The following is a 25,734-nucleotide window of genomic DNA, read 5'->3' as shown; positions in this document are numbered from 1 at the left end:
ACCTCACTTAAAAAGGAATGCCCGTGATTGATTTACGCAGTGATACCGTCACCCGACCAAGTCGCGCCATGCTCGAAGAGATGATGGCCGCCCCGGTCGGGGACGACGTCTACGGTGATGACCCTACCGTTAATGCCCTCCAGCAATACGCAGCCGAGCTTGCTGGTAAAGAAGCCGCTATTTTCTTACCCACAGGCACTCAGGCGAACCTGGTGGCTCTCCTCAGCCATTGTCAGCGCGGCGAAGAGTATATCGCCGGTCAGGGCGCGCATAACTATCTCTACGAAGCGGGTGGCGCAGCGGTACTCGGCAGCATTCAACCGCAACCTATTGACGCCATGCCGGATGGCTCTTTGCCGCTGGACAAAGTGGCGGCAAAAATCAAAGCGGACGATATCCATTTTGCCCGCACGCGTCTGCTCAGCCTGGAAAACACCCACAACGGCAAAGTGCTACCACGCGAGTATCTGAAAGAGGCCTGGGAATTTACCCGTGAGCGCAATCTTGCGCTGCATGTCGACGGCGCGCGTATTTTTAACGCCATCGTCGCCTATGGCTGTGAGTTAAAAGATGTCACGCAATACTGCGATTCGTTCACCATTTGTCTCTCCAAAGGTTTAGGAACGCCGGTAGGCTCACTGCTGGTCGGCAGCCACGAGTACATCAAGCGCGCCATTCGCTGGCGTAAAATGACCGGCGGCGGAATGCGTCAGGCCGGTATTCTGGCGGCGGCCGGACTGTATGCGCTGAAAAATAACGTGTCGCGCTTACAAGAAGACCATGACAACGCCGCCTGGATGGCGGAACAACTGCGCGAAGCAGGAGCGGACGTCATGCGCCACGACACCAACATGCTGTTTGTCCGCGTTGGCGAAGAACACGCTGCGGCACTGGGCGAGTACATGAAAGCGCAAGGCGTGCTGATTAACGCCTCGCCGATTGTGCGTCTGGTGATGCATCTGGACGTATCGCGTGAACAGCTTGCTGAAGTCGTCGCCCACTGGCGCGCTTTTTTAACCCGCTAAGGAGATGGGCGTGCCGCAACGGATTTTGGTTCTTGGCGCCAGTGGCTACATTGGTCAGCATCTGGTACAGGCGCTCAGTCAGCAAGGGCATCAGGTGCTGGCTGCGGCACGCCGCATCGAGCGGCTGGAAAAGCAGCAGTTGGCCAACGTCAGTTGCCATAAGGTCGATTTGAATTGGCCAGATAACCTAACGCCGCTGCTGACCGGCGTTGATACGGTCTATTACCTGGTCCATGGCATGGGAGAAGGCGGTGATTTTATCGCCCATGAGCGCCAGGTAGCAATGAACGTGCGCGATGCGCTACGTGATACGCCAGTCAAACAGCTTATTTTCCTGAGCTCATTACAGGCTCCCCGGCATGAACAATCCGATCATCTGCGTGCGCGACAGATAACCGCGGACACCCTGCGCGAATCAGGCGTGCCGATGACCGAATTGCGCGCTGGTATTATCGTAGGGGCAGGTTCTGCCGCCTTTGAAGTGATGCGCGACATGGTCTACAACCTGCCGGTACTCACCCCTCCGCGCTGGGTGCGCTCGCGTACCACGCCTATCGCGCTGGAGAATTTAATGTACTACCTGGTGGCGTTGTTGGACCATCCTACACGCCAACACCGTGTACTCGAAGCCGCCGGGCCGCAGGTATTGAGCTATCAGGAGCAGTTCGAGCATTTTATGGCGGTCAGCGGTAAACATCGCCTGCTCATCCCTGTCCCCTTTCCTACCCGCTGGATTTCGGTCTGGTTTTTGAACGTCATAACGTCAGTGCCGCCGACCACGGCAAAAGCGCTGATACAGGGGTTAAAACACGACCTGCTGGCCGATGACACCGAATTACGCACGCTGATCCCGCAAAAGCTGATTGCCTTTGATGACGCGGTGCGCAGCACGTTGAAAGAAGAAGAGAAGCTGGTCAATTCCAGCGACTGGGGTTACGACGCGCAGGCATTTGCCCGCTGGCGCCCCGAATATGGCTATTTCGCTAAACAAGCTGGCTTTAGCGTTGAAACCTCCGCCAGTCGGCAGGCGCTGTGGCAGGTGGTGAATCGCCTCGGCGGCAAAGAAGGCTATTTCTTTGGCAATATTTTATGGAAAACGCGCGCGGCGTTGGACCTGCTGGTCGGCCATAAGCTGGCGAAAGGCAGACCGCAACACTCTCTGTTGCAGGTTGGCGATACCGTTGATAGCTGGAAAGTTATCATCGTTGAGCCAGAAAAACAGCTGACGCTGCTGTTTGGGATGAAAGCGCCAGGATTGGGTCGACTGAGCTTCACGCTGGAAGATAAAGGCGACCACCGACGCATTGATGTCCGCGCCTGGTGGCATCCGCACGGCATGCCAGGCCTCTTCTATTGGCTGCTGATGATCCCGGCGCATCTGTTCATTTTCAGAGGGATGGCGAAGCGTATTGCTAAACTTGCAGAACAAATCACAGACTCATGATAAAAAGAGCCTGTATTCTTTCATGTTTCCCATTGCATACAGACGAAATTCACGGAAGAATGCGCACGACGTTTTTTAAACACAGTGGATTGATATGAAGGTACTGGTTACCGGAGCCACCAGCGGCTTAGGCCGAAACGCGGTTGAGTTTTTATGCAGCAAAGGCGTCAGCGTCAGAGCTACCGGTCGCAACGAAGCGATGGGCAAGCTGCTGGAGAAAATGGGCGCAGAGTTTGTGCATGCCGATTTGACCGAGCTGGTCTCTTCGCAGGCAAAAGTGATGCTCGCCGGTATCGATACGCTGTGGCACTGCTCCAGTTTTACCTCACCATGGGGAACTCAGGAAGCCTTCGATCTGGCCAACGTTCGCGCAACCCGCCGTCTGGGCGAGTGGGCCGTGGCCTGGGGCGTTCGTAACTTCATTCATATCTCATCACCGTCGCTCTATTTTGATTATCACCACCATCGCGATATCAAAGAGGACTTCCGCCCCCAACGCTTCGCCAATGAATTCGCCCGCAGTAAAGCGGCTGGCGAAGATGTGATTGCGTTGCTGACACAGGCCAACCCGCAGACCCGTTTTACGGTATTGCGTCCGCAAAGCTTGTTCGGACCACACGATAAAGTCTTTATCCCGCGCCTGGCCCATATGATGTACCACTACGGCAGCATTCTGTTGCCGCACGGCGGAAGTGCGCTGGTGGATATGACCTACTACGAGAATGCGGTGCACGCGATGTGGCTGGCAAGTCAGCAAGCCTGCGATAATCTGCCGTCGGGTCGCGCGTACAACATTACCAACGGCGAGCATCGCACCCTGCGCAGTATTGTGCAGAAACTCATCGACGAGCTAAATATTGATTGCCGTATCCGCTCCGTACCCTACCCGATGCTGGACATGATTGCCCGCAGCATGGAGCGGTTAGGCAATAAATCCGCGAAAGAGCCAAAGCTTACGCATTACGGCGTCTCGAAGCTGAATTTTGACTTTACGCTGGATACCACCCGCGCTCAGGAAGAATTAGGTTATCAGCCCGTTGTGACGCTGGATGAAGGGATTGAGCGTACTGCGGCCTGGCTGCGTGACCACGGCAAGCTGCCGCGTTAACCCTGCCCGTATTTCTCCAGTAACGCTTCGGCAATCGCCTGAGTTTCTGCATCCGCCACGCCGTTCCACAACGTCGGGCGGAAGTGCATCTGGAAGGCCATAATCACCCGCCGCTGTTCACGCGGCGTCATTTCAGGTTTTACCTCATAACCATAGCGCGACAGCAGATCGAGCAATGATGAGGTTTCTACCGGTGTATCGGGCGCTCGCCCGGCAAGATAAAACGCCACCCGCTGAGCATCCGGCCACGCGCCAATTCCTTGCGCAGCCAGTTCTTCCCATGGAAACAGTGGACCTGGATCATCCTTGCGCTGCGGTGCGACATCCGCATGGGCCACCACGTTCTGTGGTTTTATGTCATAACGGGCAATAATATCTTTCGCCAAGGGGATTAACGCCTGAATTTGCGCGGGTTCAAACGGCGCAAAATACTTGCTGCCCGCCGATTTTTGCCAGCCGCGGTTTTCCAGCTCAATGCCGATCGAGGTATCGTTAATTCGCGTAGCGCCGCGCCAAAAGCTAATCCCCGCATGCCAGGCCAGATCTTTTTCCGGCACCAGTTGCCAGATACGCGGTTTGCCGTGGTAGAGCGGCGGCACTGCCGGGATCAGATAGTGCGAGCTGACGTTTTTATCGGTCAGCGTAGCCAGAGAAGAGTCGAAATCATCGGCCGTGTAATGGATAACCAGCACTTTAATGCGCGGGTAAGCAGCCTGCGCCTGACGACGGGTATCTAACTGATACCCGTCTTTGTCGACAATCCCTTTTTCGCCAGCACATCCTACCAGCAGCAGCGTTAATGCCAGCAGAGACAGCAGACGCTTCATCGGCGAGTTTTCACCGCGGTGCCGCTGACGCTCACCATCAGCATGCTACCGTCTTTGCCCACGGTTTCGTAATCGATATCGATACCGACTACCGCATCAGCACCGAGCGCTTTTGCCTGTTCACCAAGCTCCTGAAAAGCAATTTCACGCGCTTTACGCAGCTCTTTTTCATACGCGCCGGAGCGACCGCCGACGATATCGCGAATGCCGGCGAAGAAATCGCGGAAGATATTCGCGCCTAAAATGGCTTCGCCAGTCACAACACCGCAGTATTCCACGATGCTCTGCCCTTCCAGCGTAGGGGTAGTCGAAAACTGCATGGTAAATCTCCTTTTTGCGCTAAGAGCACGATCTCAAAAGCATTATCGAACCGATCCACTATCATTGAAAGGATATATTCTTTACACAAAATAATTCGAGTTGCAGGAAGGCGGCAAGAGAGTGAATCCCCAAGAGCATAGATAACTATGTGACTGGGGTGAACGCACGTAGCCAACGCACAAGCAACTTGAAGTATGACATGTAAATCAACGTAGAACACTAATAGTAGAAAGCTAATAAGGAAATCATTATGCGCTACTCGAAACTCTCTCTGCTGGTTCCATGTGCACTACTTCTCAGCGCCTGTACTACCGTAACGCCGGCCTACAAAGATAACGGCACGCGTAGCGGCTCATGCGTAGAAGGCGGGCCAGACAGCGTGGCTCAACAATTCTATGATTACCGTATTCAGCACCGAAACAATGACATTACCCCCCTTCGTCCGTACCTCAGCGATAATCTGGCGAAACTGCTGAACGATGCCACCCGTGATAACGCGCATCGCGATCTGTTTAACAGCGATCCGTTCTCTAGTCGCGCTACGTTACCGGACAGTGCCAGCGTCGCCAGCGCATCGACCATTCCGAATAGTGATGCACGCAACATTCCGCTGCGCGTAGAGCTTAAACAGGGTGACCAAAGCTGGCGTGATGAAGTGCTGATGATCCGCGAAGGCCAGTGCTGGGTAGTTGACGATGTCCGCTATCTGGGCGGCAGCGTACACGCGCCAGCCGGGACGCTGCGCCAGTCTGTCGAAAACCGCTAACCGCCCCATTCACCCGCCTGAATCATAACCCCCATAAATTGTCTGGCATTCTGCATAGAATGCCGACAATTATTCTTGCCCACTGGTGGCCCCGCTATTTTGTGCTATGTTTAGATAAGAATGCGGTTTGCATTTAACTTTTAACGCATAAATATTGCATAACTATTCTGTCAAAGGTAGTATCTGCGGCTTCAATAGCTATCAGACTGCCAGTATCGAGTGTCAATGAGTATTCAATTAAACGGCATTAACTGCTTCTACGGCGCACATCAGGCGCTGTTCGATATCACGCTGGATTGCCCTCAGGGTGAAACACTGGTGTTACTTGGCCCAAGTGGAGCCGGGAAAAGCTCGCTGCTGCGCGTACTCAACCTGCTTGAGATGCCGCGCTCGGGCACACTCTCTATTGCGGGTAACCGTTTCGACTTCACGAAGACCCCGTCAGACAAAGCCATTCGGGAGCTGCGTCAGAACGTGGGCATGGTCTTCCAGCAATACAACCTTTGGCCGCATCTCACGGTTGTGCAGAATCTGATTGAAGCGCCCTGCCGCGTACTGGGTCTGACAAAAGATCAAGCGCTGGCGCGTGCCGAAAAATTGCTGGAACGTCTGCGCCTGAAGCCGTACAGCGATCGCTACCCACTGCATCTCTCCGGTGGCCAGCAACAGCGTGTGGCCATTGCCCGTGCGTTGATGATGGAGCCGCAGGTGCTGCTGTTTGATGAACCTACCGCAGCGCTTGATCCGGAAATTACTGCCCAAATCGTCAGCATCATTCGTGAACTGGCGGAAACCAACATTACTCAGGTGATCGTCACCCACGAAGTGGAAGTTGCACGTAAAACGGCCAGCCGTGTGGTGTATATGGAAAACGGTCATATCGTCGAGTTTGGGGATGCGAGCTGCTTTGCCAACCCGCAAACCGAAGCGTTTAAAAACTATCTCTCTCACTAAGATTCGGGACAATACAATGAAAAAAGTTCTGATTGCCGCGCTAATCGCAGGTTTTAGCCTTTCCGCTACCGCAGCCCAAACCATCCGTTTCGCCACCGAAGCGTCTTATCCTCCGTTTGAATCTATTGATGCGAATAACAAAATCGTAGGGTTTGACGTTGATCTGGCGAATGCGCTGTGTAAAGAGATTGACGCGACCTGTACCTTCACCAATCAGGCCTTCGACAGCCTGATCCCGAGCCTGAAATTCCGTCGTTTTGACGCGGTGATGGCCGGTATGGACATCACGCCAGAGCGTGAAAAACAGGTTCTGTTCACCACCCCGTATTACGACAACTCTGCCCTGTTTGTTGGCCAACAGGGTAAATACACCGGCATTGACCAGCTGAAAGGCAAAAAAGTCGGTGTACAAAACGGTACTACGCACCAGAAATTCATCATGGATAAACATCCGGAAGTGACCACCGTACCGTATGACAGCTATCAGAATGCCAAACTCGATCTGCAAAATGGTCGTATTGACGGCGTATTTGGTGATACCGCAGTGGTGACCGAATGGCTGAAAGATAATCCAAAGCTGGCCGCAGTTGGCGACAAAGTGACGGATAAAGATTACTTCGGTACGGGTCTGGGCATCGCTGTGCGCCAGGGCAATACCGAGCTGCAGCAGAAATTTAACGCTGCGCTGGAAAAAGTGAAGAAAGATGGGACTTACGAGACCATCTACAACAAATGGTTCCAGAAGTAATACTTGATGAATGAATTTTTTCCTTTAGCAAGCGCCGCCGGGATGACCGTCGGCCTTGCCGTTTGTGCGCTGATTATTGGCCTCGCGCTCGCCATGTTTTTTGCCGTCTGGGAGTCAGTAAAATGGCGTCCGGTAGCATGGACGGGTTCAGCTCTGGTCACCATCCTGCGTGGTCTGCCGGAAATTCTGGTGGTTCTGTTCATCTATTTCGGCTCTTCACAACTGCTGCTGACGCTGGCCGATGGCTTTACGATCAATCTCGGGTTTGTACAAATCCCGGTTCAGATGCAGATCGAAAACTTCGACGTCAGCCCGTTCCTGTGCGGTGTAATTGCGCTGTCATTGCTGTATGCGGCTTACGCGTCGCAAACGCTGCGTGGCGCGCTGAAGGCCGTACCACTCGGGCAATGGGAATCAGGTCAGGCGTTGGGTTTGTCTAAAGCCGCGATCTTCTTCCGCCTGGTGATGCCGCAGATGTGGCGTCACGCTCTGCCGGGACTGGGTAACCAGTGGCTGGTATTGCTGAAAGATACAGCGCTGGTCAGCCTTATCAGCGTGAACGATCTGATGTTGCAAACCAAGAGCATTGCCACCCGTACCCAAGAGCCGTTTACCTGGTACATTGTGGCGGCGGCTATTTACCTGGTGATTACGCTGGTGAGTCAGTACATTCTCAAACGCATTGACCTGCGCGCGACACGATTTGAGCGGAGACCAGGCTGATGCTTGAGTATTTACCTGAATTGTTAAAAGGGCTGCATACCAGCCTGACGCTGACGGTCGCCTCCATCGTAGTTGCTCTGGTGCTGGCGCTGGTTTTCACCGTCATCCTGACGCTAAAAACGCCGATTGTGGTCTGGTTGGTTCGCGCCTATATCACGTTGTTTACCGGTACTCCGCTGCTGGTGCAAATCTTCCTGATCTACTACGGGCCAGGGCAGTTCCCGACGCTACAGGAGTATCCGGTACTGTGGCACCTGCTCTCTGAACCGTGGCTGTGCGCCTTAATTGCGCTATCGTTAAACAGTGCGGCTTATACCACCCAGCTGTTCTACGGTGCTATCCGCGCAATCCCGGAAGGCCAGTGGCAGTCCTGTGGAGCGTTGGGGATGAGTAAGAAGGATACGCTGGCGATTCTGTTGCCGTACGCCTTTAAACGCGCCCTCTCCTCGTATTCTAACGAAGTGGTGCTGGTGTTTAAAAGTACCTCACTGGCATACACCATCACGCTGATGGAAGTCATGGGCTATAGTCAGCTGCTGTATGGTCGCACTTATGACGTCATGGTTTTCGGCGCGGCGGGTGTGATTTACCTGATCGTCAACGGTTTGCTGACGCTGATGATGCGCTTGATCGAACGTAAAGCGCTGGCGTTTGAACACCGGAATTAAATCGGTTTTTATGTCTGATGGCGCTACGCTTATCAGGCTACGATTCATCTTCCGTTGTACACTCTCCGGTGAATATGCATAAAGCCAAAATAAAAAAGACGGACAACAACCTAAATTGTCCGTCTTTTTTTATATCTTTAAAAATAACTAATCATTTTTATTGCATATAAATTCATTAAATGGCATTGTTAATTCACGCCGCAGACACGGTAAATAATCATAAGATTGACAGACGGGAGTTCCACCATGAAAAAGTTAGTACTGGCCGCATTACTTGCTACTTTCGCCGCAGGCGCCTCAGCTGCTGATAAAATTAGTTTCGGTGTATCAGCGACTTATCCGCCATTTGAGTCACTGGATGCAAGCAATAAAATTGTCGGTTTTGACATCGACCTGGCAACGGCACTGTGCAAACAAATGCAGGCTGACTGTACTTTCACCAATCATGCTTTTGATAGCTTGATTCCCGCGCTGAAATTCAAAAAATATGATGCGGTGATTTCCGGAATGGACATCACGCCTGAGCGTAGCAAGCAGGTGGCATTTACTCAGCCTTACTATGCAAACTCCGCGCTGGTGATTGCGAAAAAAGACACCTATAAAACCTTTGCCGACCTGAAAGGGAAACGCATTGGCATGGAAAACGGCACCACGCACCAGAAATACCTGCAGGACAAACACCCTGAAGTGAAAACCGTGGCCTACGACAGCTATCAGAATGCGATTATCGACCTGAAAAATGGTCGTATTGATGGCGTATTTGGCGATACCGCCGTGGTTAACGAGTGGCTGAAAACCAACCCGCAGTTAGGCGTAGCCACTGACAAAGTGACCGACACACAATACTTCGGTACTGGTCTTGGCATTGCGGTTCGCCCGGATAACAAAGCCCTGCTGGAAAAACTGAATAGCGCGCTGGCCGCAATCAAAGCTGACGGCACGTACAAAAAAATCAGCGATCAGTGGTTCCCACAGTAACGTCCGCCCAATCTGAAAAGCCGCATTCTGCGTAATGCGGTTCAGTTAACGCCTCAGTTTCAGAAAGCATCACCTGTGTTGGCAGAAGTTATGAATATGCTATCTCACGGTAAGGGTTCCGTTCACCTCATGTGCATCGTTTCTCTGAAACACCGATTCCTGTGAACGTGTAAAGGGCGTTCTCCGCCACGCCCTTTACAATCCCGGCTCCCGGCGGGAAAATTGCCGCTCCGCGGTCCCCTCCGTTTATTCCTCCAGGCTACCGGGCCGGGCGCGAGGTAGCCTCCCTGCAAAACGCGCCCTGAACCCGCATCCCTGCGGGTTCTCCCTGCCTTACGGAAACACGTCGGCAATTTTCAGCCGGACCAGCCCACACCTGACCACCTGCGTTTTTTATCTGAACAGCAAAACAGAGTTAACTGGAAGTCAGTGCGTTGCAGCGATGACCCCGTCCGGCTGAAAATCGATGAGGTGTTGACGGCTGACCGGGTTTGCCCGCAGGGATGCGGGCAGAGGGGACGGCCTGCTGGGACGCAGGCCCGGCCCCGACCCGACAGGCAGACGGCATAAGACGAATGAATCGCACAGCGACGATTTTCCCGCCGGGAGCCTGGGATGCAAGGGAGGCGGCGGTGAGCCTCTCTTGCACGTTCACGGGTATCTGCGCTTCAGAGAATTGCTACCGCCGAGGTGAACGGAACCCTGAGCAAGAATCACATGTTCCCCATAATGCTTAACTGAACAGTATTGCGCATCCTGCGGCTTTTTTTATCTCTTCGCCTTCGCTTTCAGTCAGTTCTTACGCCATAAACCCATTCCTGGCGTACACTTGTTAAAACGAAAAAAGTGAGGCAAACGGATGATAGCGTTCCCTGCCAGTTTACTGATCCTCAATGGAAAAAGTGCTGATAATCTCCCCCTGCGTGATGTCATTGCAGAGCTACGCGATGAAGGCGTGGAAATCCATGTTCGCGTTACCTGGGAAAAAGGCGACGCCCAACGCTACGTTGATGAAGCTCGCCAGTTAGGCGTTGCAACGGTGATTGCCGGCGGCGGCGACGGCACAATTAACGAAGTCTCGACGGCGCTGATCCAGTCGCAGGGCGGCAATATCCCGGCGCTAGGTATTTTACCGTTGGGAACGGCGAATGATTTTGCAACCAGCGTAGGCATACCCGACGCCCTTGATAAGGCGTTAAAACTGGCTATCGCCGGAAATGCGACTGATATCGATATGGTTCAGGTCAATGATAAAACCTGTTTTATCAATATGGCAACCGGCGGCTTCGGCACACGCATCACCACCGAGACACCAGAAAAACTCAAGGCCGCATTAGGTGGCGTTTCGTACTTTATTCACGGATTAATGCGCATGGATACGCTCAAACCCGATATCTGCGACATTCGTGGGGAAGATTTTCACTGGCAGGGTAAGGCGCTGGTCATTGGTATCGGTAATGGTCGTCAGGCCGGTGGTGGGCAACAGCTTTGCCCGACGGCGCTGATCAACGATGGTCTGCTGCAACTGCGTATTTTTACCGGCGAAGAGTTGTTGCCAGGGCTGCTTTCGGCGTTAACGCAATCCGAAGACAACCCTAACATCATCGAAGGCGCATCATCGTGGTTTGATATCCGCGCCCCGCACGAAATTACGTTTAATCTCGATGGCGAACCGCTTAGCGGACAAGAATTTCATATTGAAATCCTGCCCGCAGCGCTACGTTGCAGACTGCCGCCGGGTTGTCCGCTACTGCGTTAACACGACGACACCCCAACTGGAATCAGGCAATGGTGACTTTGCTGTCCAGATAAACATCCTGCACGGCGTTAATCAGCTTAACGCCGTCAGCCATGGTTTTCTTGAATGCTTTTCGTCCAAGAATCAGCCCCATGCCGCCAGCACGTTTGTTAATCACTGCCGTACGTACCGCATCGCTCAGATCGGTTTCGCCGCCAGCCGCACCGCCAGAGTTAATTAATCCGGCGCGCCCCATATAGCAGTTCGCCAGCTGATAACGCACCAGATCGATTGGGTTGTCGCTGGTCAGCTTGCTGTAAACACGATCGTCGGTGTAGCCAAAGTTGACTGCTTTATACCCGCCGTTATTTTCCGCCATTTTCTGCTTAACGATATCCGCCCCGATAGTGGCTGCCAGATGGTTAGCCTGCCCGGTGAGATCGGCGGAAACATGGTAATCCACGCCATCTTTTTTAAACGCGGAGTTACGCAGATACGCCCATAGCACGGTGACCATGCCCAGTTCATGAGCACGCTCGAACGCCGCAGAAATCTCTTCAATCTGGCGACGGGACTCCTCTGAACCGAAATAGATGGTTGCCCCTACCGCAACCGCGCCCATATTGAATGCCTGTTCTACGCTGGCATACAGCGTCTGGTCAAACGTATTGGGGTAGCTCAGCGTTTCGTTGTGGTTAATTTTTACAAGAAACGGAATGCGGTGCGCGTAGCGACGGGAGACGGAAGCCAACACGCCATAGGTCGATGCCACGCAGTTACACCCTGCTTCGATAGCCAGTTCCACAATATTCTTCGGATCAAAGTACAGCGGGTTAGCCGCGAACGATGCCCCCGCGGAGTGTTCCACGCCCTGATCCACCGGTAGAATTGACAGATAACCTGTCCCGGCCAGTCGGCCCGTGTTATACAGCGTTTGCATATTACGCAGCACCGCTGGCGGACGGTTGTTATCCACCATCACGCGATCGACGTAATCATGTCCAGGCAGGTAAAGTTGGTCAGAAGGAATGGTCATACAACGATGCTGTAAAAGGTTGTCGGCATCTTTGCCAAGCAACTGCGCAATATCAGTCATAGCTATGCTCCCGTAAGTTCCGATTTGAAACCGGAATGTGGATTGTCCTGACCCGCTTTGTTGCGGGCAGCAATAAGCCTGGTACCGACTGCGTTTTTTTTCCATCTTTAGCGCACTTTTCAGCAACTTCTGCTGGCTCGATTCAGGAAGAAATAATGTTAAGGCGGTCAAATTTAGACCTCAAAGGTATTTTAAAGGTATTATCGAATGGTACTATCAGTGCGTACCTTACCTGTCATGAAGGATTTAAAGATGAAAACTACAGTTAAGCTGTCGTTCATGATGTTTGTAGAGTGGTTTATCTGGGGCGCCTGGTTTGTACCGCTGTGGCTGTGGCTGAGTAAAAGTGGCTTTAGCGCCGGGGAGATCGGCTGGTCCTACGCCTGTACCGCGATTGCTGCGATCCTGTCGCCCATCCTGGTCGGTTCTGTCACTGACCGTTTTTTCTCCGCGCAAAAAGTGCTGGCGGTGCTGATGTTCGTCGGCGCTATATTGATGTACTTCGCCGCCCAGCAAACCACCTTCAGCGGATTTTTCCCGCTGTTACTGGCCTATTCGTTGACCTATATGCCGACGATTGCGCTGACCAACAGTATCGCTTTTGCCAACGTCAGTGACGTTGAGCGTGATTTCCCGCGCATCCGTGTGATGGGGACCATTGGCTGGATCGCCTCTGGTTTGGCCTGCGGTTTCTTACCGCAAATGCTTGGCTACAGTGACATCTCCCCTACCAATATTCCTCTGCTTATCACTGCCGGAAGCTCCGCTCTGTTGGGCGTCTTTGCGTTCTTTTTACCGGATACGCCGCCGAAAAGTACCGGCAAAATGGATTTCAAGGTCATGCTGGGTCTGGATGCGCTGATCCTACTGCGGGATAAGAACTTCCTCGTCTTTTTCTTTTGCTCTTTTCTGTTCGCGATGCCGCTGGCGTTCTATTACATCTTCGCCAACGGTTATCTGACAGAAGTCGGGATGAAAAACGCCACCGGCTGGATGACGCTGGGCCAGTTCTCTGAAATCTTCTTTATGCTGGCGCTACCGTTTTTCACCAAACGCTTTGGCATTAAAAAGGTATTGCTGCTTGGTCTTATTACTGCGGCTATCCGCTACGGATTTTTCGTTTACGGCGGCGCGGAAGAATATTTCACTTACGCTCTGCTGTTTCTCGGCATTCTGCTGCACGGCGTCAGTTACGACTTCTACTACGTCACAGCCTACATTTATGTCGATAAAAAAGCGCCCGTACATATGCGCACCGCGGCGCAAGGGCTTATCACCCTCTGCTGTCAGGGATTCGGTAGCCTGCTCGGTTATCGTCTGGGCGGCGTGATGATGGAAAAAATGTTTGCTTATCAGGAACCGGTGAATGGTCTTACCTTTAACTGGGCTGGCATGTGGGGATTTGGCGCAGTCATGATCGCCGTCATTGCCGTAATGTTTATGATTTTCTTTCGCGAGTCAGATAAAGAAATCACCGCCATTAAGGTGGACGATCGCGATGTAGCGTTGAAACAAGGGGAAGTAAAATGAAAGCAGAACGTATTCTCGGTGCTCTTTATGGGCAGGCGTTAGGGGATGCGATGGGTATGCCGTCGGAACTGTGGCCAAGAACCCGGGTTAAAGCCCATTTCGGTTGGATCGACCGTTTTTTACCCGGCCCTGCGGAGAATAATGCCGCCTGCTATTTTAACCAGGCGGAGTTCACTGATGACACCTCCATGGCGCTGTGTCTGGCTGATGCCCTGCTTGAGTGCGACGGAGAGATTGTACCCGACGTTATTGGCCGCAATATTCTGGCCTGGGCCGAACGTTTTGATGCTTTTAATAAAAACGTGCTCGGCCCGACCTCAAAAATTGCGCTAAAAGCCATTCGCGACGGCAAACCTGTCGCCGAACTGGAAAATAACGGCGTTACCAACGGAGCGGCAATGCGCGTTTCACCGCTGGGATGCCTGCTCCCCGCGCGCGATCTCGATGCCTTTATCGATGATGTGGCATTAGCCTCCAGCCCGACACATAAATCGGATTTGGCTATCGCTGGCGCAGTGGTGGTCGCGTGGGCGGTATCACGCGCTATCGACGGCGGAAAATGGTCAGAGATTGTCGACGCGCTGCCAGCCATTGCCCGGCATGCGCAGCAAAAAAGGATCACTACCTTTAGCGCATCGCTCTGTGCACGCCTTGAGCTGGCGCTGAAAATTGTCCGTAACGCTGACGGCATTGAGTCTGCCTGCGAGCAGTTGTATCAGGTTGTGGGGGCCGGAACCAGTACCATTGAATCCGTGCCTTGCGCCATCGCTATGGTTGAGCTGGCGCAGACCGATCCTAACCGCTGCGCCATTCTGTGCGCGAACCTCGGGGGCGATACCGACACCATCGGGGCGATGGCAACTGCCATTTGTGGCGCGCTCCACGGCGTAAGTGCGATTAATCCGGCATTGAAACATGAGCTCGATGCGGTAAATCAGTTGGACTTTATCCGCTACGCCAGTGGATTGATGCGACTGCGCGAGCAGCGGGAGGCACTATGAGCACCACGCGTCTGCAACAACTTCTCCCGCAGTTACGCACACAGCGACCCGTTACGGTGGTGGGTGCGGCGGTGATTGATGTCATTGCCGATGCGTATGCCCTTCCCTGGCGCGGATGTGACATTGAACTCAAACAGCAAGGGGTGAACGTTGGCGGCTGCGCGCTCAATATTGCCGTAGCACTCAAGCGGTTAGGTATCGACGCCAGTAATGCTTTACCGCTGGGTCAGGGGGTGTGGGCCGATATTATCCGCAACCGGATGGCAAAGGAGGGACTGCACAGCCTGATCGATAACGCCACAGGCGATAACGGCTGGTGCCTGGCTCTGGTCGAGCCGGATGGCGAACGTACCTTTATGTCCTTTAGTGGCGTCGAAAATCAGTGGAACGCTGACTGGCTGGCACAGCTGGAGATCCCACGTCACAGCCTGGTTTATCTCTCGGGCTATCAGTTAGCCTCTCCGTGTGGTGAGTTGCTGGTGCATTGGCTGGAAGGGCTGGAGGAAGTGACGCCGTTTATCGATTTTGGCCCACGCATCGGCGACATTCCCGAGCCCTTACTGGCAAGAATTATGGCCTGCCGTCCACTGGTATCGCTCAATCGGCAGGAGGCGGAAATTGCCGCCGAGCGGTTTGCATTAAGCCAGGATATAGAAGGTTTTGGCGCACAATGGGTGCAACGTTTTGCCACACCGGTGGTGGTACGCCACGATAAAGACGGTGCGTGGTATTTCAGCACCCAAACTTCCGGTTGCATACCGGCATTTTCGACAGCGGTCGTTGATACCATTGGCGCAGGTGACAGCCACGCTGGCGGCATGCTGGCTGGACTGGCGTCTGGCTGGTCGCTGGCTGACGCGGTACTGCTTGGAAACGCCGTGGCGTCCTGGGTGGTAGGGCATCGCGGGGGCGATTGCGCCCCTACGCGCGAGGCGTTACTCCTCGCACACAAACACGTATAGGTCGCTTCGACAATAGCTGATGCTGTATTCAATGGGCCGTTGCTGCTGGTCAAGCGCTACCTGCTTGATCACCAGCACCGGCACTTTGCTGTCCATTTGAATGTGCGCCTGGAACTCTGCGTCAGGCATTCGGGCACTGACACGTGAGCGGGTGCGCTGCGGGAAAATATGCTGGCTGCGAAAATAGTCATACAGTGAAACGCCGATGGCATCCACGTCATGAATTAGATGGGCAGGAACCCATGACTCTTCAATAGAAACCGCATCTTCATCTACGTAGCGAATGCGCTTGAGCAAGAAGACGTCACTCCCCGTGGCAACAGCCAGCTGTTGCGCTACCTCTTCCGGGCAAGGCACAATCCGCTTGTTAACCCACAGCGTATCTGGTTTTTTACCGCGCAACACCACCTGCTGTGAAAAACCACGCGCTTCTTTTAGCGAATACTCGAAGATGTTGTTGATCTGCGTCCCGTAACCGCGGGCGCGCGTCACGACGCCTTCTTCTTCCAGGGCTTGCATCGCCTTACGAACCGTAATTCGCGAAACGCCAGTCAATTGGCTGAGATCGCGCTCGCCGGGCAGGATGTTTCCATGCTCCAGAATCCCGCTGCGCACAGCGTTTTTCACCGTTTGCGCAAATTTCATATACAGCGGCGTGTTATCTGCCGCGGAAATACGTTCATTCAGTTGCGCGATAAGCTGGGTATGCGCTTGTTCCATTTATCTTTTTCCTGCAGCCGTTTCTGCAGCCAGTATACTCATTACCACCACGCGTGGAAATGATGCACCGGACCAATTCCCTCACCGACTTCCAGGGTGTCGGCCTGCGCCAATGCCGCTGAAAGCCACAACTTAGCTTCCTGCACTGTCTGTGCCCAGTTGTCATGGCGCGGACGCAGCGCCGCCAGTGCCGCCGATAGCGTACAGCCAGTACCGTGGGTATTTTTGGTCATCACCCTTGGCGCGGTAAAACGCTGCTCGCCATCACGGGTAAAGAGCCAGTCGGGGCTTTGCGCATCCTCCAGATGACCGCCTTTCATCAACACCGCCTCGCAACCCAGCGCCCGCAGCGCCCTTCCCTGCTCTAACATCTCCTGCTCAGTCTGCGCATGGGGAGCCCCGAGCAGCGCCGCAGCTTCGGGTAAATTTGGGGTGATAATCGAAACCTGCGGCAGCAAATGGGTACGCAGCGTTTCAACCGCCGAAGGAGACAGCAACGGATCGCCGCTTTTCGCCAGCATCACTGTATCCAGCACGACATTTTGCACCCGATGGCGACGCAAGCGTTCGGCGACCGCTTCAACAATATCCGTTTCCGCCAGCATACCGATTTTAGTGGTGTCGATACGCACATCACTGAACACCGAATCCAGCTGCGCGGCGACAAAGTCAGGTTCAATGCGATACACCGACTGCACCCCGCGCGTATTTTGCGCCACCAACGCCGTAATAACCGAGCAGCCGTAAGCGCCAAGCGCCGAGAACGTTTTTAAATCGGCCTGAATACCTGCGCCACCGCTTGGATCGGTTCCGGCAATCGTTAATGCGTTAATCCGTTTCATAGTTGCTCCTGCGCGTTCAGGTTATAGAGGGCGTCAATAAATGCCGGGACAAAACTGCCCGGTCCGGTTGATTGTCGAGTGGCTATTTGTCCGGCCTGTTTCATCCAGCTACAGGCGGAGGCGACGTTATCAAGCCGGTCACCGTGCAGGGCGCAACTGGCCGCAACGACCGCCGACAGCGCGCATCCGGTGCCCACCACGCGCGTCATCAACGGATCACCGCCGTTCACGCAGACGGTACGCTGACCATCGGTGACATAGTCAATTTCGCCGGTAACCACGACAATGGTCCCAACCTGACGAGCCAGTGCCTGCGCTGCGGGAAGCGCAGCGGCTGCCGTATCGGTCGTATCCACGCCGCGTCCCCCGCCGTTCATACCCGCCAGAGCCAGTATTTCCGAAGCGTTGCCGCGGATAGCCGCAGGCTGTAGCGCCAACAAATCCAGACAGAAGCGACGACGAAACTCCAGCGCCCCCACGGCAACGGGATCGAGCGTCCACGGGGTTTTAGCAAGTTGTGCCCGCTCAACTGCGGCGCGCATCGCCGTAGCCCGTTCCCGGGTTAAGGTGCCGACATTAATCAGTAATGCACTGGCAATAGACGCGAACTGACTGGCTTCCTCGGGCTCGATTACCATTGCTGGTGATGCGCCCAGCGCCAACAGCGTATTGGCCGTAAAGCTTTGCACGACCTCGTTGGTCATGCAGTGTGTGAGAGGGGAAAGCGTTCTAAATTGGTGTAAGGTGTGAGCCGCGAGTGTGCGGCTGTGCAGGTCAGGCTGCATGGTTCAGCTCCTGCCCGCGCGAAGAAGGGACACGAGCAGTGTCAGACTTCCCTACGCTGGCATTATCCAGATCAGGTGGTACGGGTATTTCTCAGCCTTCACCAGGAAGGGCACCCCGAGTCGTTGAAACACAAGTTTCGGTAACAGAATACTGCCTACGCTTGATGATGTAAATTAGCGCAGCACCATGGCCCTCCACGAAATTACGGGGTAAGGTTGCAGCTATTCTGTACATTCATTTACACTTTTTACGAAATGACTGGCGTGATCACAAAAAAGTTCTTGTCAGATGCCCTATAAGCCAGGAATGATACACGACTGATGTTGATGACCCGAACAGGTAAAGAGGATGGGTATGAAGAATAAAATGTTGCTGGGTGCACTCCTGCTTGCAAGCAGCGTCGTCTGGGCCGCACCGGCCGCAACAGCTGCTCCCACCGGAATTGATAAGTATGAGTTGAGCGGTTTCATCGCCGACTTTACCCATTTTAAACCTGGTGACACGGTCCCACCGCTGTACCGTACTGACGAATATGCGATTAAGCAATGGAACCAACGCAACCTGCCAGCCCCTACCGCCGGTACCCACTGGACCTATATGGGTGGTGCGTACGTGCTGATCAACGATGCTGACGGTAAGATCATTAAAGCCTACGACGGCGAGATTTTTTATCATCGTTAATAGAAAAAACACGTACTTTCAGCAAGAAAGTACGTGAAATACCCGCAAATCAATTAGTCATAAGATACTGCAAATATCACTTTACTTTGTATTTCACCAGGCAGTAATGATTCCCCTGTCACGCGAACATATTTCGCAGTAATAGGGAAAGTATACTGATTACTGATTGCTCCCAGTTTGGTCATTCTGTTCATCAGATTATCCCCCTGTTTTAGAGGAGAAGTCGCGGTGCCATTATATATCTGGAACCCCACCCCTTTGGCGCCATTCGCTATCGTGTTTTTTAGTATTTTCCCGCTTTCATCCCAGTCACCGCGCACCACTTTAAAAGTGACGGGATTGGTAGTAACGTTATATATACTTTCGCAATTCAATACCAGATTTGTGGAACCCGATTTGGTATTATTAACCGTGAGCATCTCATTCAATGTGGTATCTGGCATTTTAATTTCGTATCGGGGTAATGAAAACTGACACGTGGTGGGTTGATGCGTTACTGTAAAGCTTAAATTCTGTGTAAAAGCTGAATTACTCGATAAACGTCCGGTAACCCAGCAATAAAGATAAGCTAGCCAGTTTGAAGTACAAGAATTATCAGAGGTAATACTTACTGCCGGGTCGCTCAGACTAAACGCATCACCGGATACTGTCTGCTTAATAGTCCCTGAATTTACATATCTTGCTGAGATGGTGAAACTTTTGGTATCCAGCACTTCGCCGGCACTAACCGTTTTCTTACCAACACTTACTGGAAAATCATTGCTGGTCAGATTGATATTAATTAAAACCTTCTTGCCGCTGCCCCCCTGAATTGCAACAATGTAATCCTTGAGCGGTGTTGTATAATATAAGCTATCACTGTTGGCTGTACATACTATATTGCCACTGGAACTGAGATTGATTTGATTCGTTGCTGTTCCAGATGTCATATCCAGATTAATTGTCGTTAACCCGCCATTTTTTTCCTGAAATGTACACCCGGCATCAGCACCAAAGGATGACAGCAGCAAAAATATCAAAAATACGTATCCTTTCATATCTTGCATCCTTATCGGCAAATATAGACTTTATTCTCATCAATCACCCTATCGAAGGTAATTTTACAGAACTGTCCCTGCTGTTTATTAACTGCAACATGTACCGACGCGGGAATGTCGTTGGTGCGAATAAATAACCGACTACCCTGCCCCACCAGGCCAACATTATTACCGATATCATCTTCCACTTCATAACCGAAAGATAACGGAGAGCCGTCCGGACGCTCGGCAAGGAAGTACCAGGGTTTGCGCCGATCGGTTTCAAACTCCGTCATCACGACCGCACCGCGATAAGGTACTGTACCTTTTCGATTGCCCAGTAATGCCACATCGCTATTAGTGTCGGAAAGATCCAGCATCAGCATATTTTCACGGTACGGCGTCAGACTGTCGTAAACCGCGTAACCTTTACTGTTGGTTGTTAGGTAACGATGCCCTTGCACAGCCGCACCCTGTAACCCAGGCGCTTTAACAATGGCGAATGTATCTGAAAGCCGGGGAGTCAGAGCCACGCCCTCAGACCACACCACGATCCCCCCCTGAATATTGCCGCTGGCCTGTTGATACTTATTCGATTGGCTGTAACTACTGCCTACAGTCGCCACTGGCGCGCGCCAGACCATGCTAACGCCCGCCGTTGTCTCGTTCCCCTGTCGTTGCTGACTGAGGTTGGCACCATAGCTGAATTGATCGCGATTACCCGTCACCCCGCTTAAGCTGGTGTTATTCGACTGAAAGCCGTCATTATCAAACGTCGTGGAATTAGAGACGAACAGATCGCGTCGAGGAGTGGAAATACCGTCCCCCCACGAGAACGGGATGGAGATATACAGGTTAAAACGCTTATCCTCGTGGTTGTCCTCATCGTACGTTTGACTCACGGCAAAGGTATAGCTAACTCGCTGCCAGGCGTTAGAGTAGCTAAGCTGATAATCTTTGCCGTTTCCACTGCGTTGCCAATAGTCGCGCCACAGGCCACTGACCGCCAGGGATCCCCAGTTTTCGGGTAACGCTTGATTTATATTCAGTGAAAAACTGTTCTTGCGGCCAAAGTCGTTTTGATAGTAGTCCGCAATGTCATAAACATCGTTTTTATCGCGATTATAGTTATTTTTATTATTCGCCCACACGTAGTCATTAAAGGTACGATAATCCCGCGAGGAGTAACGATAAGCTGCAAGTGCAAACTGCGTACCGGTCTGCGTGACATATTTGTTCCATGCAACCTGATAGCTCTGACCATCAAAAACATCACCATTATCCTGCTCGCTATGCGATCGCGTGGCGTCTACCGATACTGCGCCAATGGGGGTATTCCAGCCAGTCCCAAGCACAAATGAAGAATAGTTTTGCGAAAGCATTGTGCCGCTATAGACCGTTAGCAGATTGTTCAGACCATACTGATAACTCCCTTGCAGGAAATCATACTGATTGCCAGCCCCTTCAATATGACTTCGCCCTGCAGCGAAATCATATTTCGATACGCCCGACTGCAGCATATTTGGCACAGATGAAAAAGGCACCAGATAATGAGATATCGAACCGTTAGCCTCTTTCACACTGACATCTAAATCCGAACCGCCGCCAGCGAGTTGTAGATCATCAATAGCAAATGGACCTGGTGGTACTTCTTTCTGGTAAATAACAAAACCATTTTGTTCGATGGTTACCAGGGCGTTGCTCTGGGCAATCCCACGAACTACAGGGGTAAAATTCTGTTTTGAGTTTGGTAACATTTGCATATCGCGCCAGATACGCACACCACGAAAACGTACGGCATCAAAAATATCTGCCCCGGTATACATGTCACCGGCGCGCAATGTACCAAGAATCGACGGCACACCACGTTCCACATATAACGTGTTGCTCTTCCATTTGCCGTTGCCCTCGTTACCTTTCGTATAGTTGTCACTTGAATGCAACTGCCACCCCAGCAGGTTCAACCCGCTATTCAGGTTCACATAGCTGCTTTTATCATCACCACCGTGTTTATAATTACTGTAATACTGGCTGGCGTAATAAGAGGTATAAAAAGCGTTCACCCCACGATCCCAGGTTTCAGGCGGCATATATCCTGGTTCATATTCAATCACATACGCCTGAGGTACGCTTATATTTAGAATAAACTCCCCAATGTCATAACTAACACTGCCGCCCTGCACTGCTGCACGCAGCGGCACGCAGCCTTCTTGTTTATCCGTTTTAATGTTCCCGGTGCGAATACCAATTTGCTGCAATTGTGCCCAGGACAGACATGTCAGTTCGGGATCGTCTTTAATATCAATATCGTACCGACCACGCCACTTATTATTAAGATAAACATCCATTTCATATATACCGGGCATTGGCTTATCGCCATCAATTTGATAGCGAGAGATTTTCTCACCATTCAAACCGCCGATCATAAAGTGGGTATCAAACGTGTCTTCTTCAGCCCATACGGATGAAGCGGCCAACACCGACAGGATTGACAGTGTAATAGAATTTATCTTTGACATAATCAATCCTTGACTATCTTTCCGTTTTTATTTTTTCACTTAAGTAGTTTCCGTGATCATCAATAAGAGTAACCTTGTAATGATTAACGACAGCAGTGGTGACGACCTTTTTATCTGACCACGGAGCAAGTAACACTGTCTCGCTGTTTATTTTTGAATTACCCACTAGTTCAGGAATAGTAATCCAGTTAGCAGAATTATTTTTGATATTAATGCCACCGCTGATATCTCTGACGCTTAAGCGAGAAAAGCTTTTTTCATCTACACCGGCGATACCCTGCGGGCGATATATAAATTTGATGCGATTCTGCATAGCAAATTTAATCATGTTCTTGCCTTCTGATTCCGCAGAATTAGGAGGAATATCTAACACATTCAGGAAAAAAAGACTTTCACGATCTTCCGGTAGCGTATTTGCCAATTGCTTAATTTTCAGTTGTTGACCAGAGCCTCCGCTGACCTTTGCCACCGGAGGGCTCATTACAAATGGCACGTGGATTTTTTCGGGTGGCAGACTGGTATCTCCGTCATCTATCCAGGATTGAACCAGCGAGCTGCGACTGCCTTCATTCATTAATTGCACGGTAATTTCTTTTTTCTGTGCCGGATAAATGACACGGGTGCCGTAAATGTAATGCCGCCCCACGCAGGCATTACTGTACCGGCCAGTAAAAACACGAGTATTTTTTTCATTATAATTATCCTTACTGCGGAAATAATCGGCGGCCGGAGCCGCCGACAAACAGGATAGTCATCTTAATCAGTAACAACAGTCATCGTCAGCGAAGAGGCCACATCACCAGCGGAGACATCGGCAGAACCAATTTTCGCGTAGCGTGCGCTAAAGTTCAGAGTATATTTATTGTCCGCAGTTTTAGTTAACTCAATACCTGTATCGGGGTTAACCTGTTTAGTAAAATCATCACCATAGTAAACGGTGAAGCCAGCACCATTATTTGCTGCGGTATTTCGTGTAATATATTTATTATTGCTGTCAAATTGAGAACTGGAGAAAGTAATTTTTGGTGCTTTACTTCCTGTACATTCAACCGTCAATGGCACGGTGGTTTTATTTGAGTATCCTTCATAAACACCACCAGCACTTAAGGCATTTAATCTGTCAGCACCAATTTGGTTCATACCAATGGTCGCAGTGGTATCCCCTGTAAATTTACAGGTGGTCCCTACTACCTTACCAGTAATAATCAGTTCACCCTGATCAGAATCAGCAGCAAAAGCCCCAGCGCTCATAACTACAGCGGACAGAACAGCAGCGGAAATAATTGAACGTTTCATCGTATATTCCTTAATGAATTAACTTCTATTGGTTAAGAGGACTTAACCCGTGAAATTAAATTCGCACACCAGAAACGTTACCGCAATGTAAACGCGTTGTTTTATTGATTTAAAACAAATTGCAAAGCGCAATATAATAGAAACAAATCAGTCGATTTTTTTATTCTTTTAAATTAATAAATTTACGAGATTAACTGTCGAAATGGAATTCTTCAGAGAAATGATCAGCCACTTATTATTCACAATAATAATGCATGGCTGATAAAAGACGTTTAATCGTAACGCGTCATCACAATTTGTCGTGTAGCGTCACCGGTGATAGTAACAATTTCAGTTACCGCACCTTTTGTTGGATTGTAAACACCCGCTCTGACGTTTGAAAAGGAAATGGCATTGCCACAGCGTTGCTGCACTTCGTTATTTACAACATCAGCGCTACAGGTGGGTTCAGTTACCCGACCATTGATATTCAGGGTGGCAGTATCTGTGGCGAAAGCAGAAGCGCTCATTCCATAAGCCAAAGTAATAACTCCCAAGAATAAATTTTTTTTCATTACGTTCATTATTCCTGTATCGGTTGGGAAACAGCACACAAGCCGTCTTTCCAGTAGATTATGGATTAACTGCCTCGCTAAGACTAATTGAGATTGTAGATTAATTCGACCAATTTGATCAATTTAAATGATGCATTGAGGGTGTTTATTCAGAAAAAGACATGAATTATACAGTCCGGATAAATAATTGAGTGAGATTTTTCATCCAATATATTCACTGCATCAATGAATTATTGATACAGTGAATATTTGTAACGCTATTAATTACACCGCGCGGAAGGCAATTTCACCTGGGATCACTTCCCCTTGCCAGTAGAGCTGGGCAGCGACACGTCCTGCAAGGTCGCGGTAAATGGCGGTAAATTCGCTGTCAGGACGGCTGATGACCGTCGGCGTACCACGATCCAGGTCTTCACGCAGAGAAATATGCAGCGGCATCTGTCCCAGCAGTTGGGTGTGATACTGCTCAGCCAGTTTCTGCGCGCCACCGGTGCCGAAGATTGGCTCGTGATGACCGCAGTTGCTGCAAATATGCATACTCATATTCTCAACAATACCCAGCACTGGCACTTCGACTTTTTCGAACATCGCGATGCCTTTTTTCGCATCGATCAGCGCGATGTCCTGCGGAGTGGTCACCACAACAGCCCCCGTGACCGGAATGTTTTGCGCCAGCGTCAACTGGATATCACCCGTACCCGGCGGCATATCCAGTACCAGGTAATCAAGATCCGGCCATAAGGTTTCTTGCAGCATCTGCAGCAGGGCTTTGCTGGCCATCGGGCCACGCCACACCATCGCATTATCGTCAGTAACCAGATAACCAATAGAGTTTGTCGCCAGGCCGTGAGACATGATCGGCGCCATATGGGTACCGTCTGGAGAGGTTGGACGCTGGTTTTCCGCACCGAGCATCGTCGGGATTGACGGGCCATAAATATCGGCGTCCAGTATCCCTACCTTCGCCCCTTCCGCAGCCAGCGCCAGCGCCAGGTTCACGGCAGTAGAGGATTTACCCACGCCACCTTTACCCGAACTGACGGCGATGATGTTTTTTACACCATTAATGCCCGGCTGGTTTTTCACGCGTTTCAGCGTCGCAATGTTATGCGACAGTTTCCAGTCGATCGCTTTCGCACCAGTAATACGCAGCAGATCGGCGCTACATTGCTCTTTTAAGTCCTCAAACGCGCTCTGCCAGACAAACGGCATGACCAGCTCAACGTGCAACGTGTCATCCATCCAGGCGACGTGGTGCAACGCTTTAAGCGTCGTCAGATTATGCTTCAGGGTTGAATGCTGAAAATTCGCCAGCGTCCCGGCAACCATCGCGCGCAGGGTCTCTGGTGATTTGGCCTGGGATTGTGCGTTCATCCCGACTCCTTTTTGTTGTTCTGAAAATACAATAGTCACCAGGTAGTTTACTCCAAC

The 25,734-nt window shown here is 51.5% G+C and carries 25 protein-coding genes, 1 pseudogene and 1 riboswitch; of the genes and pseudogenes, 14 read left to right on the top strand and 12 right to left on the bottom strand.

Features of this window, described 5'->3' with window-relative positions:
• Positions 1-23: 23 nt before the first annotated feature.
• From ltaE to O6D90_RS08355, 3 genes are all read left to right on the top strand, one after another.
• On the top strand, positions 24-1,025 hold the full coding sequence (gene ltaE / locus O6D90_RS08365) for a low-specificity L-threonine aldolase (protein WP_016153662.1): 1,002 nt from the start codon (positions 24-26) through the stop codon (positions 1,023-1,025).
• Positions 1,026-1,035: 10 nt separating this feature from the next.
• Positions 1,036-2,469, top strand: coding sequence for an SDR family oxidoreductase (locus O6D90_RS08360; protein ID WP_016156947.1), 1,434 nt, complete (start codon positions 1,036-1,038; stop codon positions 2,467-2,469).
• Positions 2,470-2,563: 94 nt separating this feature from the next.
• Positions 2,564-3,577 carry an NAD-dependent epimerase/dehydratase family protein gene (locus O6D90_RS08355; protein ID WP_016153664.1) on the top strand — a complete coding sequence of 338 codons (1,014 nt, stop codon included), beginning with the start codon at positions 2,564-2,566 and terminating at the stop codon, positions 3,575-3,577.
• On the opposite strand, the gene O6D90_RS08350 is transcribed toward O6D90_RS08355, so the two are convergent.
• Together O6D90_RS08350 and O6D90_RS08345 are read right to left on the bottom strand one after the other, a co-directional pair.
• Positions 3,574-4,404 (bottom strand): N-acetylmuramoyl-L-alanine amidase, encoded by an 831-nt coding sequence (locus O6D90_RS08350; protein WP_016156948.1) that lies wholly within the window; start codon positions 4,402-4,404, stop codon positions 3,574-3,576. The two genes, O6D90_RS08355 and O6D90_RS08350, sit on opposite strands and share 4 nt — an antisense overlap.
• Positions 4,401-4,724, bottom strand: coding sequence for a heavy metal-binding domain-containing protein (locus O6D90_RS08345; RefSeq protein ID WP_001160725.1), 324 nt, complete (start codon positions 4,722-4,724; stop codon positions 4,401-4,403). The genes O6D90_RS08350 and O6D90_RS08345 overlap by 4 nt, the downstream gene beginning before the upstream one ends.
• Positions 4,725-4,975: 251 nt before the next feature.
• Here O6D90_RS08345 and O6D90_RS08340 point away from each other — a divergent pair, with 251 nt between their 5' ends.
• The 7 genes from O6D90_RS08340 to yegS all read left to right on the top strand — a co-directional run bounded on the left by O6D90_RS08340 (position 4,976) and on the right by yegS (position 11,321).
• Positions 4,976-5,491, top strand: a complete 516-nt coding sequence (locus tag O6D90_RS08340; protein ID WP_016156949.1) for a lipoprotein — start codon at positions 4,976-4,978, stop codon at positions 5,489-5,491.
• A gap of 225 nt (positions 5,492-5,716) precedes the next feature.
• A complete protein-coding gene (artP, locus tag O6D90_RS08335; RefSeq protein ID WP_016156950.1) occupies positions 5,717-6,445 on the top strand; it encodes an arginine ABC transporter ATP-binding protein ArtP in 729 nt (242 codons plus the stop codon).
• Positions 6,446-6,461: 16 nt separating this feature from the next.
• Positions 6,462-7,193 carry an arginine ABC transporter substrate-binding protein ArtI gene (gene artI / locus O6D90_RS08330; RefSeq protein ID WP_016156951.1) on the top strand — a complete coding sequence of 244 codons (732 nt, stop codon included), beginning with the start codon at positions 6,462-6,464 and terminating at the stop codon, positions 7,191-7,193.
• A 6-nt stretch (positions 7,194-7,199) separates the two neighbouring features.
• The gene (gene artQ, locus O6D90_RS08325; protein WP_016153668.1) at positions 7,200-7,916 is read left to right on the top strand and encodes an arginine ABC transporter permease ArtQ; all 717 of its coding nucleotides are present in this window, start codon (positions 7,200-7,202) and stop codon (positions 7,914-7,916) included.
• Entirely contained in the window at positions 7,916-8,584 is a 669-nt protein-coding gene (gene artM / locus O6D90_RS08320) for an arginine ABC transporter permease ArtM (RefSeq protein WP_016153669.1), read from the top strand. The genes artQ and artM overlap by 1 nt, the downstream gene beginning before the upstream one ends.
• Before the next feature lie 246 nt (positions 8,585-8,830).
• Positions 8,831-9,562: an arginine ABC transporter substrate-binding protein ArtJ gene (gene artJ, locus O6D90_RS08315; RefSeq protein WP_016156952.1), complete on the top strand. Its 732-nt coding sequence runs from the start codon at positions 8,831-8,833 to the stop codon at positions 9,560-9,562.
• A gap of 859 nt (positions 9,563-10,421) precedes the next feature.
• Positions 10,422-11,321, top strand: a complete 900-nt coding sequence (yegS, locus tag O6D90_RS08310; RefSeq protein WP_016156953.1) for a lipid kinase YegS — start codon at positions 10,422-10,424, stop codon at positions 11,319-11,321.
• Between the two features lie 22 nt (positions 11,322-11,343).
• On the opposite strand, the gene fbaB is transcribed toward yegS, so the two are convergent.
• Positions 11,344-12,396, bottom strand: coding sequence for a class I fructose-bisphosphate aldolase (fbaB, locus tag O6D90_RS08305; protein WP_016153672.1), 1,053 nt, complete (start codon positions 12,394-12,396; stop codon positions 11,344-11,346).
• A gap of 252 nt (positions 12,397-12,648) precedes the next feature.
• Here fbaB and O6D90_RS08300 point away from each other — a divergent pair, with 252 nt between their 5' ends.
• Genes O6D90_RS08300 through O6D90_RS08290 form a run of 3 tightly spaced genes read left to right on the top strand, consistent with a single transcriptional unit; the run spans position 12,649 to position 15,889 of the window.
• Positions 12,649-13,926 (top strand): nucleoside permease, encoded by a 1,278-nt coding sequence (locus O6D90_RS08300; protein WP_016153674.1) that lies wholly within the window; start codon positions 12,649-12,651, stop codon positions 13,924-13,926.
• On the top strand, positions 13,923-14,927 hold the full coding sequence (locus O6D90_RS08295) for an ADP-ribosylglycohydrolase family protein (RefSeq protein ID WP_016156954.1): 1,005 nt from the start codon (positions 13,923-13,925) through the stop codon (positions 14,925-14,927). The genes O6D90_RS08300 and O6D90_RS08295 overlap by 4 nt, the downstream gene beginning before the upstream one ends.
• Positions 14,924-15,889: a PfkB family carbohydrate kinase gene (locus O6D90_RS08290; protein WP_016156955.1), complete on the top strand. Its 966-nt coding sequence runs from the start codon at positions 14,924-14,926 to the stop codon at positions 15,887-15,889. The genes O6D90_RS08295 and O6D90_RS08290 overlap by 4 nt, the downstream gene beginning before the upstream one ends.
• Here O6D90_RS08290 and O6D90_RS08285 read toward each other — a convergent pair.
• The 3 genes from O6D90_RS08285 to thiM are packed head-to-tail and all read right to left on the bottom strand — an operon-like array spanning position 15,863 to position 18,236.
• Positions 15,863-16,609, bottom strand: a complete 747-nt coding sequence (locus O6D90_RS08285) for a GntR family transcriptional regulator (protein WP_016153677.1) — start codon at positions 16,607-16,609, stop codon at positions 15,863-15,865. The genes O6D90_RS08290 and O6D90_RS08285 overlap by 27 nt on opposite strands.
• 41 nt (positions 16,610-16,650) lie before the next feature.
• Complete coding sequence (thiD, locus tag O6D90_RS08280) at positions 16,651-17,451, bottom strand: bifunctional hydroxymethylpyrimidine kinase/phosphomethylpyrimidine kinase (protein WP_016156956.1); 801 nt, start codon at positions 17,449-17,451, stop codon at positions 16,651-16,653.
• The gene (gene thiM / locus O6D90_RS08275) at positions 17,448-18,236 is read right to left on the bottom strand and encodes a hydroxyethylthiazole kinase (RefSeq protein WP_016156957.1); all 789 of its coding nucleotides are present in this window, start codon (positions 18,234-18,236) and stop codon (positions 17,448-17,450) included. Before thiM ends, thiD begins: the two co-directional genes overlap by 4 nt.
• Positions 18,237-18,267: 31 nt before the next feature.
• Positions 18,268-18,364: riboswitch (TPP riboswitch) on the bottom strand.
• A gap of 221 nt (positions 18,365-18,585) precedes the next feature.
• Between thiM and O6D90_RS08270 the strand changes: the two genes are divergently transcribed.
• Complete coding sequence (locus O6D90_RS08270; protein ID WP_019077205.1) at positions 18,586-18,918, top strand: RcnB family protein; 333 nt, start codon at positions 18,586-18,588, stop codon at positions 18,916-18,918.
• A 53-nt stretch (positions 18,919-18,971) separates the two neighbouring features.
• Here O6D90_RS08270 and O6D90_RS08265 read toward each other — a convergent pair whose 3' ends face one another.
• The 6 genes and pseudogenes from O6D90_RS08265 to apbC form a co-directional block, all read right to left on the bottom strand.
• Positions 18,972-19,955, bottom strand: coding sequence for a fimbrial protein (locus O6D90_RS08265; RefSeq protein WP_016156958.1), 984 nt, complete (start codon positions 19,953-19,955; stop codon positions 18,972-18,974).
• An 11-nt stretch (positions 19,956-19,966) separates the two neighbouring features.
• Positions 19,967-22,453: a fimbrial biogenesis outer membrane usher protein gene (locus tag O6D90_RS08260; RefSeq protein WP_016156959.1), complete on the bottom strand. Its 2,487-nt coding sequence runs from the start codon at positions 22,451-22,453 to the stop codon at positions 19,967-19,969.
• Between the two features lie 13 nt (positions 22,454-22,466).
• Positions 22,467-23,146: pseudogene (locus O6D90_RS08255) on the bottom strand (fimbrial assembly chaperone).
• Between the two features lie 63 nt (positions 23,147-23,209).
• Positions 23,210-23,749 (bottom strand): fimbrial protein YehD, encoded by a 540-nt coding sequence (yehD, locus tag O6D90_RS08250; RefSeq protein WP_016156961.1) that lies wholly within the window; start codon positions 23,747-23,749, stop codon positions 23,210-23,212.
• 272 nt (positions 23,750-24,021) lie between these two features.
• Positions 24,022-24,303, bottom strand: a complete 282-nt coding sequence (locus tag O6D90_RS08245) for a DUF2574 family protein (protein ID WP_016156962.1) — start codon at positions 24,301-24,303, stop codon at positions 24,022-24,024.
• Positions 24,304-24,567: 264 nt separating this feature from the next.
• Positions 24,568-25,677: an iron-sulfur cluster carrier protein ApbC gene (gene apbC, locus O6D90_RS08240; RefSeq protein ID WP_271143285.1), complete on the bottom strand. Its 1,110-nt coding sequence runs from the start codon at positions 25,675-25,677 to the stop codon at positions 24,568-24,570.
• Between the last annotated feature and the right edge of the window lie 57 nt (positions 25,678-25,734).

The sequence above is a fragment of the Citrobacter sp. 21OH12SH02A-Citro genome (genome assembly GCF_027919895.1).
Lineage (GTDB): Bacteria > Pseudomonadota > Gammaproteobacteria > Enterobacterales > Enterobacteriaceae > Citrobacter > Citrobacter braakii.
This window is presented reverse-complemented; position numbering and strand designations above follow the sequence as displayed.